The sequence below is a fragment of the Actinoalloteichus spitiensis RMV-1378 genome (assembly GCF_000239155.1).
GTDB classification, from domain to species: Bacteria; Actinomycetota; Actinomycetes; order Mycobacteriales; family Pseudonocardiaceae; genus Actinoalloteichus_B; species Actinoalloteichus_B spitiensis.
In genome coordinates this window covers 1-13,610 of sequence record NZ_AGVX02000144.1, presented here as the reverse complement: position 1 = coordinate 13,610, position 13,610 = coordinate 1, and the positions used below count along the sequence as shown (strand labels likewise).

9 protein-coding genes are annotated in these 13,610 nt (G+C 70.1%); 2 read left to right on the top strand and 7 right to left on the bottom strand.

Features of this window, described 5'->3' with window-relative positions:
* Positions 1-59: 59 nt before the first annotated feature.
* The 4 genes from ACTIDRAF_RS0207735 to ACTIDRAF_RS0207720 form a co-directional block, all read right to left on the bottom strand.
* On the bottom strand, positions 60-1,490 hold the full coding sequence (locus ACTIDRAF_RS0207735; protein WP_016698156.1) for a GH1 family beta-glucosidase: 1,431 nt from the start codon (positions 1,488-1,490) through the stop codon (positions 60-62).
* A gap of 170 nt (positions 1,491-1,660) precedes the next feature.
* Positions 1,661-2,554, bottom strand: a complete 894-nt coding sequence (locus ACTIDRAF_RS0207730) for a carbohydrate ABC transporter permease (RefSeq protein ID WP_016698155.1) — start codon at positions 2,552-2,554, stop codon at positions 1,661-1,663.
* The gene (locus ACTIDRAF_RS0207725) at positions 2,551-3,561 is read right to left on the bottom strand and encodes a carbohydrate ABC transporter permease (protein WP_016698154.1); all 1,011 of its coding nucleotides are present in this window, start codon (positions 3,559-3,561) and stop codon (positions 2,551-2,553) included. The genes ACTIDRAF_RS0207730 and ACTIDRAF_RS0207725 overlap by 4 nt, the downstream gene beginning before the upstream one ends.
* A gap of 96 nt (positions 3,562-3,657) precedes the next feature.
* Positions 3,658-4,950, bottom strand: coding sequence for an ABC transporter substrate-binding protein (locus ACTIDRAF_RS0207720; RefSeq protein WP_342626676.1), 1,293 nt, complete (start codon positions 4,948-4,950; stop codon positions 3,658-3,660).
* Between the two features lie 599 nt (positions 4,951-5,549).
* Between ACTIDRAF_RS0207720 and ACTIDRAF_RS0207715 the strand changes: the two genes are divergently transcribed.
* Complete coding sequence (locus ACTIDRAF_RS0207715; protein WP_245533468.1) at positions 5,550-6,533, top strand: LacI family DNA-binding transcriptional regulator; 984 nt, start codon at positions 5,550-5,552, stop codon at positions 6,531-6,533.
* 117 nt (positions 6,534-6,650) lie between these two features.
* On the opposite strand, the gene ACTIDRAF_RS27760 is transcribed toward ACTIDRAF_RS0207715, so the two are convergent.
* The 3 genes from ACTIDRAF_RS27760 to ACTIDRAF_RS0207700 all read right to left on the bottom strand — a co-directional run bounded on the left by ACTIDRAF_RS27760 (position 6,651) and on the right by ACTIDRAF_RS0207700 (position 11,871).
* Positions 6,651-8,720 (bottom strand): glycoside hydrolase family 48 protein, encoded by a 2,070-nt coding sequence (locus ACTIDRAF_RS27760; RefSeq protein WP_083886156.1) that lies wholly within the window; start codon positions 8,718-8,720, stop codon positions 6,651-6,653.
* Between the two features lie 246 nt (positions 8,721-8,966).
* A complete protein-coding gene (locus ACTIDRAF_RS27755; RefSeq protein WP_016698150.1) occupies positions 8,967-10,466 on the bottom strand; it encodes a glycoside hydrolase family 9 protein in 1,500 nt (499 codons plus the stop codon).
* A gap of 976 nt (positions 10,467-11,442) precedes the next feature.
* Positions 11,443-11,871 carry an uL11 family ribosomal protein gene (locus ACTIDRAF_RS0207700; protein ID WP_016698149.1) on the bottom strand — a complete coding sequence of 143 codons (429 nt, stop codon included), beginning with the start codon at positions 11,869-11,871 and terminating at the stop codon, positions 11,443-11,445.
* A gap of 613 nt (positions 11,872-12,484) precedes the next feature.
* Between ACTIDRAF_RS0207700 and ACTIDRAF_RS0207695 the strand changes: the two genes are divergently transcribed.
* On the top strand, positions 12,485-13,610 hold a 1,126-nt coding region (locus tag ACTIDRAF_RS0207695; RefSeq protein WP_016698148.1), incomplete at its 3' end, for an acyltransferase family protein.

The window sequence follows — 13,610 nt, the reverse complement described above, 5'->3', positions numbered from 1 at the left end:
CGGGGACGCCCGGGTCATGATCCTCGGGCGTCCCCGCGCCGGCCCGGCCGCGCCTGTTCTCAGTCGCTGGAGCCGGGTATCCCGTTGGCCTCGATCACCCTGGCGAAGAACTTCCCGCTGTCCTTGACCGTCCGCTCCTGCGTCTTGTAGTCGACGTGGACGACACCGAACCGCTGGTCGTACCCCCAGGCCCACTCGAAGTTGTCCAACAGCGACCAGCAGCAGTAACCCCGGAGGTCGACGCCCTGCTCGATGGCGGCGTGCGCGGCGCGCAGGTGGCCGTCGAGGTACCGGGTGCGGTCCTCGTCGTGAATCTGACCGTCCTCGCCCACGGTGTCCGGGTAGGCGGCGCCGTTCTCGGTGATGTAGAGGGGGACGCCCGGGTACTCCCGGTGCAGCCGCAACAGCAGGTCGGTCAGCCCGCGGGGGTCGACGGGCCAGCCCATCGCCGTCCGGGGCAGGTCGCGCTGGGGGTTGCTGAACGGGGCGGCCCCGACCAGCGGCGTGGGGCGTCCGCCGGCGGAGGGCGGTTCCGTCCCACCGTGCCCGGAGACCACCTCGTCGTGGTAGAAGTTGACGCCCAGCAGGTCGATCGGCTGGGAGATGAGCTTCAGGTCACCGTCGCGGACGAGTTCGGAGAACCCGAACTGGTCGAACTGCGTGTGGGCGTCCTCCGGGTACTCGCCCCGGAACAGCGGGTCGAGGAAGACGCGGTTGCGCACCAGGTCCACCCGCTGGGCGGCGGCGACGTCCACCGGGTCGGCGGGGTCCGCCGGCACGATGGGGGCGGGGTTCAGGGTGATCCCCAGCTTGACGTCGGGCCGCCGCGCCCGGATCAGCGCCGTGCCGAGTCCGTGGGCCACCAGCAGGTGGTGCGCGGCGGCGACCGCCGCGTCCGGCTCGGTCCGCCCAGGAGCGTGCTCGCCCGAGGCGTACCCGAGGAATGCCGCGCAGAAGGGCTCGTTCAGCGTGGTCCAGAACGGCACCCGGTCACCGAGCGCGGTGAGCACGGTGTCCGCGTACTCCGCGAAGCGGTAGGCGGTGTCCCGGTTCGTCCACCCGCCCCGCTCTTCCAGGGCCTGCGGGAGGTCCCAGTGGTAGAGGGTGATCCACGGGACGATGTCGCGTTCCAGCAGCTCGTCGACCAGGCCCTGGTAGAAGTCCAGGCCCCGCTGGTTGACCGGCCCGCCGTCCGGTCGCACTCGCGGCCAGGCGACCGAGAACCGGTAGGTGGCCAGGCCGAGGTCCGCCATCAGCGCGACGTCCTCGGACACCCGGCGGTAGTGGTCCGCCGCCGGGTCACCGGTGTCGCCGTTGGCCACCGCGCCGGGTTTCCCGCAGAGGGTGTCCCAGATGGAGGCGGTGCGCCCGTCGGCGGTGGTGGAGCCCTCGATCTGGAAGGACGCGGTGGACGCGCCCCAGAGGAACCCTTCCGGGAACGTGATGGCGGCCGAACTCGCGGCCGGGTCCTGGGCAGTGTGTTCCGTCATCTCGTTGTGGGGGCGCGCCGTCCCCGGCGGCCGGCCGGGGAGCGCCCCTCGCCTCCGTCCTTGGCTCGGTGTTGCTCGCGGGTGTGTAGGCGGCGGGGGTCAGGTGAACCCCGCGGGGAAGGCGCCGACCGGAGGCGCGTCCGGTCGGCGGTCGGGCCCCGCGGGCCCGCTCATCCCTTCACCGCCCCCTGGGCGATGTTGGCGACGATCTGCTTTCCGAAGATGACGAAGACCAGGAGGATCGGGATCGTGGCCAGCGTCGTCCCGGCCAGCACCAGCGAGTAGTTGGTGTAGTAGCCGGCCTGGAGCCGTTCCAGGGCCACCTGCACGGTCGGGTTCTGGGCGTCCAGGACGACGAGGGGCCAGAGGAAGTCGTTCCAGGAGTGCATGAAGGTGAACAGCCCGAGGATCGCGGCGGCGGGACGGGCGATCGGCAGGACCACGTGCCAGAAGGTCCGGATCATGCTGCACCCGTCGACCCTCGCGGCTTCCAGCAGTTCGTGGGGCAGCGCTCCGACCAGGTACTGGCGCATCCAGAAGACCCCGAACGCGGTGACGAGGTTCGGGACGATCACGGCGGCGAGCTGGCCCTGCCAGCCGTAGGACGTCATCGCGATGTAGAGCGGGATGATGCCCAGCTGGGTGGGTACCGCCAGCGTGGCGACCACGAAGGCGAACAGGGCGTTGCTCCCGCTGAACCGCAGCCGGGCGAAGGCGTAGCCGGCGAGGGTTCCGAAGAGCACCACCGACACCGTCACCGTGGTCGCCACGATGAGGCTGTTGCCCAGCGCCAGCCAGAAGGGAACGGTGTCGAACACCTCGCCGGCGTTGGCGAAGAAGTTGCCGCCGGGCAGCAGGGGTGGGATGCGTTCCCGCACCACCGCGCTCTCGTGGCTGGCCACGATGAACGACCACCAGAGCGGGAAGACCGATCCGAGGACGAACGCGAGCAGCAGCCCGTAGGTCAGGAAACGCGGCCTGCTGATCAGGGACGCGTGTTCTCCCCCCGCCGACCCCGCGCGTCGTCGGGTCCTCGGCGGCCGGGGGATGGTCTGGGTGCTCATCGACGGTCCTCCCCGGTCGAGGCGATCCGGCGGGTGATCAGGAAGTTGATCAGCGCGAACACGACGATCAGCAGGAACAGCGTCCAGGCGATCGCCGAGGCGTACCCGAGGTCGAAACGCTCGAACCCGACCTGGTACATGAACAGGGTGATGGTCTGGAACTGGTTGTCCGACCCACCGTTGTTCGAACCCGGGATGTCGCTGAACAGCTTGGGCTCGGTGAAGATCTGGAGCCCGCCGATGGTCGAGGTGATCACGACGAAGATCAACGTGGGCCGCAGCAACGGCATCGTGACGCTGAAGAACCGGCGGAACGGGCCGGCCCCGTCGACGACGGCCGCCTCGTAGAGGTCCCGGGGGATCGCCTGCATGGCCGCCAGGACGATGAGCGCGTTGTACCCGGTCCACCGCCAGTTCACCATCGTGGCGATGGCGACGTGGCTGGCGAAGCGGTCGCTGTGCCAGTTGATCCGTTCGAAACCGAAGAACTCCAGCACGTTGTTGATCAGGCCGTAGTTGTGCCCGAACAGGTTGCTGAAGATGATGCCCAGGGCGACCAGGCTCACGACGTACGGGATCAGCACGCTGACGCGGAAGCCGGTCCGGGCGCGGATCCTGGCGTCCAGCAGCACGGCCAACAGGACCGCGATCACCAGCTGCGGACCCGTGGAGAGCAGGAAGATGCTGATCGTGTTGACCAGCGCCTTCCAGAACTGGTCCGACTCGATCAGCCGGGCGTAGTTGTCCAGCCCGACGAACTGCTGTTCGTCGGCGAGCATGTCCCAGTCGAACAGCGAGACGTAGGCGGTGAAGAGCAGCGGGAACAGGCCGACCAGGCCGAAGACGATGAAGAACGGCGCGATGTAGAGGTAGGGCGCCGACTTCACGTCGAATCGGTACAGGCGCTGTCGCAGGGTCAGGGTGTTCTTGCCGGAGCCTGGGGGGCCTCCCGGCGGTGGAGACGGTTTCCGGGACGCCTCGGGGGTCACGGAGCGCAGATCGGCCAACTCCCCCTCCTCGGTAGGGGCTGCGCGGACGCGGCGGGCGGATGACGGTCGTGGAGCTGGCGGGGCGCCGTTCGGCGCCCCGCCGGGGGGTCGCGGTCAGTTCTCCAGTTCGTTGGCGCCGCGTACCGCCTGTTCCCACGCCTCGTCCGGGCTGGCCAGCCCCTGTTCGATGGTCTGGATGGCCGGTCCGAACACGTTGTCCTGCAGGTCGCCGTCGCTCGGGCCCTTGTACTGCGCCCGCTCGATCTGCTTGGCCGCCTCGGAGAAGAGCGGGCCGACGTCCGGGGTGGCGAAGTAGTCGTCGCGGTGCTCCAGCAGCTCCTCCATGTCGAGGGCCTCGACCTGGGCCGGGAACGGCCCCTCCGCCACGAAGGCACGGATCTGCTGTTCGGGGGCGGTGAGCCAGGCCGCGAGCTCGGCGGCCTCCTCCGGGTGCTCGCTCTGGGTGGGCACCGTCAGGTAGGTGCCGCCCCAGTTCCCGCCGCCGTCCGGGAAGGTCGGGCTGATGGCCCACTTGCCGGCGTGCTCGTCACCGGAGTGCTCCTTGATCGGCCCCATCATCCAGGCGGGGCAGGTCTTGGTCGCGAACGCCGAGTCGGCGAAACCGTTCTCCCACTCGTTGCTGAACGCGGCCAGGCCGGCGGACTGGCCGCCCTCGATCGCCTCGCCCACCCGGTCCCAGTTGTGCCGGACGTCCTCGTTGCTCTCGACGATCAGGTTGTCCTCTGCGTCGTAGTAGCCGAACTCCAGCTGGTTGTTCATCGCGTTGAAGACCTGGCTCCCGTTGTCGAACCAGGCGGAGCCGATGTCGGCCGAGGTGAACTCGTCGCCGGCCTCGAAGTAGGCCTCCCAGGTCTCGAACAGGGGAGCCACCTCCTCCGGGTCGGAGGGCAGGCCGGCCTCCTCGAAGAGGTCCTGCCGGTAGCACATCGCCAGCGGACCCATGTCGGTCCCGTAACCGATCAGCCGTCCCTCGGCGTCCTGACCGGCGGTGTACTTCCACTCCTGCCAGCGGTCGTCCAGCCCCTCCGGGCCGATCTCGTTGAGGTCGTGGAAGCGGGAGGAGGCACTCCGGGCCCGGGCCATGTGGCCCTCCTCCACCGCCTCGATGTCGGACAGCCCCGAGCCGGCGCCGAGCTTCTGGAACAGGTTCTGGTGGTGGGCGGGTGACCGTCCGGTGTGCTGCTGGACGATGGTGATGCCCGGGTTCTGCTCCTCGTACTCCTCCAGCAGGGCCTCGTAGCCCATCGAACCGAAGGTCGCGATGGTCAGCTCGATCTCGCCGTCGCCGCCACCGCCACCTCCCCCGCCACCACCGCACGAGGCCAGCGTCAGCACGGCCGCCATTCCGGCCGACACGGTCAGCGTTGTCCTGGATAAGTGACGCATCGTTGAATCACGCACCTCGAACTCCCTGTTGGTGGGTGCGACGGTCGACCTGCCTCGAGGAACGACGGCGCCACACCTCATGTGAGCGCTCCCAAATTCGCTTGACCAGTCTTCGAGTGACGCGCCCCACTGTCAAGCACTGTTGCACGCCCGTGACCTGAAGATCACGCTCCGGGGTTGCCCCGCTCGTCGAAACTCCGCCCTGACCTGCTCGAAAAGTCCTCGTTGGAGGGACAAACGAACCGTCGGTCCTTTGTGGTCATCCTCCAACGTGGCGCTCGTCGCTTGACCGGCAGCCAACTAGCCCGGGAGCGCTCTCACGAGTAGGCTCGACGCGGGGCCTCACGCACCGTGACCACTCCACCACCAGGGCGTTCGTCGTCTCGCGGTTCCAGTGGTCCGGGTGGCCTACCATCGGCGGTAGGAGCGCTCACACCCACCACGGGGGCGGGGCGGGGAGCATCTCGCTGACCCACCACCAGTCGGTTGGCCAGCAGGGCTCGCGAACGGCCCCTTGGGTAGGCGCTAGTCGGGGAGGTACATCAGTGGTGGAAGCCACACGCAGCGGCAACGGGAGTGCCCGTCCGACCCTTGAACAGGTGGCGGCGGCCGCGGGGGTGTCCCGGGGTACGGTCTCCCGGGTGGTCAACGGCTCCCCGCAGGTCAGCGAGGCCGCTCGGGCGTCGGTGCTGGAAGCCGTGCAGCAGCTGGGCTACGTTCCCAACCGGGCCGCCAGGAGCCTCGCCACCCGCCGCGCCGACTCGGTGGCCTTCGTCGTCTCCGAACCGGAGTCCCGTGTCTTCACCGAGCCCTTCTTCGGCAGCCTGCTGCGGGGAGTCAGCAAGGAACTGTCCGCCAGCGGGCTCCAACTGGTGCTGGTGATGGCCTGGACGGCCCGGGAACACGCCCAGGTCGAGCAGTACGTCCGCAACGGCCACGTCGACGGGGCCATCCTCGTCTCCGTGCACGGCGACGACCCCCTGCCCTGGCGCCTCATGGAGAACGGCACCCCGGTGGTCATGTCCGGACGCCCCCAGCTGTCGCACCCCTCCCTCCCCTACGTCGACTCCGACAACGTCGAGGGCGCCCGCGCCGCCACCGCCCACCTCTACGAACGCGGTCGCCGCCGCATCGCCGCGATCACCGGACCGCAGGACATGTCGGTGGGGGTGGACCGGCTGGCCGGCTACCGCAAGGCCCTCCGGGGGCGGCGGGGTGTCCCCCGCGACCTGTGCGCCTTCGGCGACTTCAGCCAGGAGAGCGGCGAACGGGCCATGCGGCAGCTGCTCGAACGCGACCCCGAGCTGGACGCGGTGTTCGCCGCGAGCGACATGATGGCCGTCGGCGCGATGCGCGCGCTGCGGGCCGCGGGGCGGCGGGTCCCCGACGACGTCGCCGTCGTCGGCTTCGACGACTCCGAGACGGCCAGGCACACCGATCCCCCGCTGACCTCGGTGCGGCAGCCGACGGAGCTGATGGGGCGGGAGATGACGAGGATGCTGTTGACCCTCATCGAGGGCGGGAGCACGACCACCGACCCGGTCATCGTCCCCAACGAACTGGTGTTGCGCGGCTCGGTGTGAGCCGCGCCCCGCGAAGCGACCGGCCCTGCCCCTCGCCCGGAACCGGCAGCGGGTCGCCCACGACGGAGTGGGGCGCCACCCGCTCGCCGTTGAGCGGGTGACGCCCCGGCCACCGGGTCAGCCGAAGAGTTCGGCGTGGGTTGCGAAGGCGGTCGCGATGTCCGTCTGCGCCCAGAAGCGGTGGTAGGTGAAGGTCGGCGCGGGGCCGCCGTCCAGGTAGGCCTGGACCTGCGGCCAGTCGGGGTCGTCCTGGTAGAAGCTGCGGATGGACCCGAAGGTGGAGTTCGAGTCGATCACGTCCCCGTTGGGCATCGTGCCGGTCCAGCCCTCGGGGATGTAGAGCTGCTGGTCTCCGGTCTCCTCGAACCGGGAGTAGTCCTCCCTGGTCTCCTCGGTGGCGATGCCGAGCTCGGTCTGGTTCGCCAGCAGCGCGTCGAGCAGCCCCTCGCCGGTCTCCAGCGCGGCGCTGTCACCGGTGGCGGCGGCGTAGTAGAGCAGGGTCTTGGCCAGCCCCGCGGCCACGCCGACGTCCTGGCTCTGGTCCACGACGGTCACCCGCAGTGACGCGTTGTCGCCGGGGTTGGCGGCGTCCCAGGTGTCGGGCTCCCCGCTCCACGAGAGGTTGCTCGGCACTCCGAAGTCGCCTCCGGTGCCGACCGTGGTGTGCTCGATGGCCCAGGGGATCCAGTTGTCGAGGATCTCACCGGCGCGCTCGTCGCCGGTGATGTGGTGGTACTGGGCCACCCGTTCCATGTCCCACACCTGGAAGCCGAACCAGTTGTTGCTCGGCGGGTCGTTCCAGACCGGCTGCCAGTCGTAGGCCATCCCGTAGAAGGTGGGGTGGTCCGCTCCGGGATCGGAGTAGTCACCCTGCCAGCTGTTGGTGGCGCCGCCGGCGATGCCCCCGTCGGCGGACTGGAGCCACCGCAGGAACTCCAGCTGGCGGTCCAGGCTGGTGGCCCAGTCCTGCTGGGCGGTCGGGGATTCGGGGATCAGCTCGTCCACCTCGGACAACGCCCACGCGGCCAGGACGTTCTGGTAGCCCTGGTGGGAGGCGCTGGAGCCGATGCGGAACGCCCACGGGTACTGGGCGTCGGCCAGGGCACCGCCCCAGGAGTAGTACCAGGACAGCAGGTAGTGCGCGCTGTCCTTGCCCTGCGCTCCCGGGCACCCCGTCTCGCTGGTGCAGTCGCCGATCCGCTTGAAGTACTTGTCGTACATCGAGTACCGCAGGTAGTCGCCCAGCTTCGCGGCGTCGGCCACGGTGTCGGCGACCGCTCCCGCCTGCCCCTGCTCCTCGGCCCAGGTCTGCGCCATGTAGGCGACCTGGACGGCGCGGGCGTCCGCGTCAGGGGCGTTGGTGTAGCGCCACTGCGGGGAGTAGGACTGGTCGTCGGTGAAGAGGTCGAGGAAGCCGTTCTCCCCGCCGAACTCGAAGGTCTCGCAGGACGGGTGCGGCACCGTCTCCCACACCGACTCGCCGGAACCGCGCTGGTAGGTGTTGATGAAGGCCGGCGCGTCGTCGGTCCCGTCCCCGCAGAAGCCGTAGCCGTAGACGTTGTCCACGTCGAGCAGCCAGTGCATGCCGTAGATCTCGTCGGTGCCGTAGGTGGCGCTCAGCTCGCTGGCCAGCGGGTCCTCGCCGACCGGCACGTCCGGCCGGAGCAGGGCCGGGTACTGGGTGGGCGAGGGGTGCTCGGCGGCGTAGGTCGCCGGGCTCCCCGGGTCGTAGGAGGAGTTCGTCGGCTGGTCCTCGGTGCCCGGGATGGCGAAGCGCTCCAGCGACTCCCAGGCCGCGTTGAACGGCTCCCAGTCACCGGTCACCCTGCCGTAGGTCGCCTCCAGCCACAGGTAGTAGCTGAACGCCTCGGAGGTGGTCTGGTGACCGTGGTCCGGTGCCTCCACCAGCAAGGTCTCGACCGAGTGGTAGGGCACCAGCAGCCCGTCGAACTCGCGGAAGTAGCCGCTGGCCGGGTCCTTGATCTTCTCGTACTGCTCGAGGAAGGCCGCCTCGTACTCCGAGGGCTGGCGGGGCTCGACCTCGGTCCCGGCGGCCGGGAGGTCGGACTCGGCACCGCCGAAGGCCGCCCCCGAGGTCACCGGCACCATCGCGGTGGTCAGGAGGGCGGCCGCCGCGAGTACTGGTGCCTTCCTCACCGACCGCCGCCGTAACGTGGACGTTGTCATGGCAGGGATGTCCTCCACTCGTCACTGGACGTTCACCGGGAACGGGCTGTTCCCGGGCGAGCGCCTCCCTCCGGGCGGACGGGTCCCCGCAGTCGCGGTCAACCGGTTCGTCTCCGCCGCCGGATCGAATGAGCGCTCTCGTGCTGGATGACCGCGACTGGGGGTTGGGGTCCGGTGCGGAACGCGTGGGCGCGCAGCACGTTCCGCACCGGAGTCGGGCGGGCGGCCGACCGGCCGCCGGTGTCCTCAGCGCGTGCCGGCGCCCGAGGGCGGGAAGTCGGGCAGCGGTTCGCCGCCGTACTCGGCGTAGAGCTTGACCAGGGCCGAGGTGAACCCGGCGTTGTAGTCGAGGGCGACCTCGTTGGAGATGTAGTCGGTGCGGTCGTCCACGTACTGGTCGTCGGGCTGGGCCGGGCCGCCGACCAGCGCGCCGTACAGCACGTGCGCGTTGGTCGCGGGGACGTGGATGTCGTCGGTGGTGGAACCGTGGGCGGAGCGGTGGTGGGGGTTCACCGGCGGGTTCTCACCGAAGCCCACCACGTAGCTGGACTGGCGGGGGTTGTCACCGAGGGCGTAGTCGATCTGGCGGACTCCGAAGTCGTGGTACCGCTGGCGCAGCACCGGATCGCTCACCGTCCCGCTGTGCACCAGCGCGACGAACGCCGTGGTGGTCGCGTACCGGAGCGACCCCCAGGTGTCGAGCACCGCCTGTCCACCCGGGGAGTAGTCGACCCGGTCGCCGTTGACCCCGACGGTCCAGAAGTCCAGCCACCGGTTGGCGTCCTCCACGTACTGCTGCTCACCGGTGAGCTGCGCCATGAGCACGTAGCTGCCGTACGCCTTGTCCGACCAGGAATGCGTCCAGCCGTAGGACTTCCAGCCGTTCGGGTCGGGCAGCAGCGCGTACTCCTGGCGCGCCTTGTCCAGGTAGGCCTGCTCGCCGGTCGCGCGGTGGAGCCAGATCGCGCCCCAGACCAACTCGTCCTGGTACCCGTCCCAGGAGTTGTAGAAGTCCTGCGCGTTGGTGATGCAGTCGGAGTACACGCCCCGGTGGGTGTCGGCGAAGTCGTACAGCTGCCGGGCGTGTTCGACGAGGGTGTCCGCGTAGGCCGGGTCGGAGTCGGCGAACACGAGCGAGGACGCGGCCAGGGCCGCCGCGGTCTCCCCGGCGAGGTCGGAACCGGGGCAGCTGGGGTCGATCCGGAAGGCGGGACGTTCCATCGTCATCGCCTCGGCGGGCCCCCAGAAGGCGTGGTCGAGGTGGCCGTCGCCGACCTGTCCGTACAGCACGTCGGGCTCGGGGTGCGCGCGCAGGATGTAGTCGGTTCCCCAGCGCAGGTTGTCCTTGAGGTACTCCAGCTGGCCCGACTCGGCGTAGGCCTCGGGCTCCTCGACGGCGCCCCAGGCGAGCATGGTCATGGTGTAGGCGAACGGGAAGCCGAACTTCACGTGGTCCCCGGCGTCGTAGAACCCGCCGCTGAGGTCGAGGCCCACGTCGGAACCGTCGTCCACGGCCGAGTCGCCGCGCCAGCTGACCCTGTTGTCGGCCGGCAGCACACCGGAGCGCTGCGCGTCGTAGAACCAGATCGACTTCTGGAGCGCCTCACCGTAGTTGAACTGGCCACTCCCCGGTTCCGCTGTGCCGGTGTCGGCCAGCGCGGGCGAGGTGGCTCCGAGCGCGGTCACCGTCAACAGCGAGATCGCTGCGGTCAGGCACGTACGTCTGCGTAACGGGCCGTTCGTCACGGCTACTCCTCACGTGAAACCTCGTCGGACGCGGGGCATCGAGTCGATGAGACGTGGCGTGATGGGAGCGCTCCCAAGCCCTGATCGTAATTCTTGCGCAACACGGTGTAAACCCCGAATGTCGCCGAAAGTGATGATTTGCTCACCTTCCGCGATGAACGGAGGAAACTACTCCGCCATTCGGACGATCAGGAAATTCTTCCTACCCCGTTCGGCCGCACGCCCTGACGCACCGGGCGGTATCCGGTCCGCCAACGGCCGCCATCCCCAACCTCCCTGGCACCACGGACGACTGGGAGCGCTCCCACTTCTGGCGCGTCGGCGGGTCGGGAAGTGGTCCGAAGGCAGGCCGCGACTGTAACGGTCGGCGCACGAGCGAACAAGGACAGCGCTTGCCCAGCCCGATGTGGGCCTGCTGGGCGCGTCGTTCGACGGGCGTCGACGGCGGCCCCTCACGCCGTTCGACACGCGCGACCACGCCACCTCCGACCACCGAGGGATGGCCACGACCGGAGGCGGCCCCCGCGACGCCGAGTCCGCCGCGCAGCCAGGCGACGTGGAACGGCCCCAGCACCACGGCCGGCGACCGGCCGGCGGGATCCGGCCCCCCGGCGCTCGGAGGCCGTCACGCGGTGACCTCGGGCCCTGCTCCTCGGTCCGCGCCCACCGGAGGGCACGCGGACGGAGACTCCCACCGGCCGCGCCGGCCCGGGCTGCCACGCACTCCCGGTCGGTCTACGCGGCGGTGGGTGGCGCACCCGTTCCCAGCCACCGGCCCCGCCCCCGCCGGACGCGGAGACCGCGACAGGGCCAATCGGGACGCGGGCCGGACGGCCGGGCGCCGCGACACGGCCGAGCTCTTCGGTCGCCGTGCGCAACCGAGGAACACCTCACCCGGAACACGGCACAGCCCGCCCGGGAGGACCCGGACGGGCTGGTACGGCACGTCGTCGCTCAGGCTGGACCGAACGACAGGTCAGTCGGCGATGGAGACACCCATCGACCGCGCGGAACCGGTGACGACCTTGATGGCGGCCTCGATGCTGGTCGCGTTCAGGTCGGGCATCTTGCGCTCGGCGATCTGCCGAACCTGCTCCTGGGTCAGGGTGCCGCCGGAGCCGTGGCCGGGCTTGGCGTGGCCCGTGGTGACCCCCAGGGCCTTCCGGATCAGGAAGCTCGTCGGCGGGGTCTTGTACCGCAGGGAGTAGCTGCGGTCCTCGTACACCGTGATGACCACGGGAGCGATCTCGCCACGCTGGGCCGAGGTGGCCTCGTCGTACTCGAGCTTGATCTGGCGGGTGTTCGCGCCGGTCGGGCCGAGCATCTTACCGAGGTCGACCATGGCAGCGTTGCCAGCTTCGAGCTCCAACGTCGCTTCGAACGTCTTACGCTGCTTGGGAGGCATAATCGAAAACCTTACCTTGTCAGAAATCCTGGCCTGTCGGCGTTCGGCACCGCAGGGCATCCTACGCCAGCGCTCATGGCGCACTCGGCGCGGGGCCGCACCATGCTGTCCAGGCAGTCGACATCGGGTCCGCGCCGTTCGCGGGCGGACGACCGCCCCACGGTTCCGGCGCGTGATCAGCCTGCCTCAGCCGAGGCGGTTCGCCGCGTTCCGAGCCAGCCTACCGCACGGGCCGGGTCCCCGGTGCGGCACCGCACGCACCGCCGCCACCCGGCCCCGCCACCCGGACGGACGACACGTGCGACGCAGCGCCACTGACCGCGCGGTGAACACCCCGGCCTGGCGGATTCGACACCTACCAGGGGGTGAACAGCGATAACGACGGGGTCGCGATTGGCTGGCCTCCGCGTCAGAGCCTCCGGTCATGCGGTAACTTCGGCCGCCACACGGCACCACAAGATCCGCGGTTGGCGAGAACGCCACCCGGCGGCTGCCGGGACCCCTCGTGCTGCTGCTCCACCACGGCCGCCCGCCCCAGGGCGACGGGCCGGGCGGACGCGCCACGACGGCGGCAGCCGACAACCCGTGACCACATCCTCTGGGGAGTGAGAGCATGGCCAGCGTCCCGGCCGCACCGGCCGCAGGCACCGACCGCCCCAAGCGCCGGCAGACCAGCTGGGACCTGCTCCGCGGTTTCGCCATCATCTTCGTCATCGTCCAGCACGCGACCTGGGGCGGGCCGTTCCTGGTCTCCGAACTGGAACGGCGCCCGTGGGAGTTCAGCATCCAGTCCGGCGCGGCGATCATGATGATGATCTCCGGCTACTTCGTCTGCCAGACGCTCAGCTCCAAGGGCCCGGGAACGCTGCTCCGGAACCGGCTGGCCCGAATGCTGCCGGCCTTCCTGGTCGCCACCCTGCTCAGCCAGATCATCACGCACCTGATCGGCCCCGAGTCGCTCCAGCGCAGCTTCACGTCGATGATCGGCACGATGTTGGTGCTCCCCCCGGGGTTCATCGAGGGGATCGCCAGGACCGACGGCAGTTACTGGACCGTGCCGGTGCAGATCATCATGTTCTGCGTCGCGGCGCTGCTCTGGCCGCGGCGGTGGGGGCACGGCTGGCGACTGCACCTGGTGCTGGCGGCCGCCATCACCCTGCCGGTGGTGGCCAAGCTGGTGCTCACCGAGCCCGGACTGGCGCAGGAGGTCCGCTCCCTGCTGTCCGCCGGGGGCGCCTACCGGGCGCACCTGTTCGCCGCCGGCGCCGCCCTGTGGCTGTGGGGGAACCGGCGGGGGAACTGGGCGACGCTGTTGCTGCTGCCCGCCGCCGTGTGGGCGCACGAGTTCCACCACGACGACATCGACTCGACGTTCTGGGTCGCGATCGCCACCGTGGGCATCGCGCTCGCCGCCCGGGGCAAGGACTACTACCACCCGGTGATGCGTCCCATCATCTGGCTCGCCGGCATCTCCTACTGCGTCTACCTCGTCAACCACAACATCGGCTACAGCGTCATGTACCAGCTGTCCGAGGCGGGCTGGCCGCCCATGGCGCAGTCGGGCGCGATGCTCGTGGTGGCGGTCGTCCTGGGCTGGGCGTTGACCCGCCTCGTCGAGGAACCGGCGGCGAACTGGCTGCGATCGGGTGGGCTCAGGTCGCGGCGGAAGGCGGCCCGGGCGGCGGAGGCCGCCGGCGGCGGGTCGGCGGCCGGGGACGCGGCGGGCCGGGACGGGGACC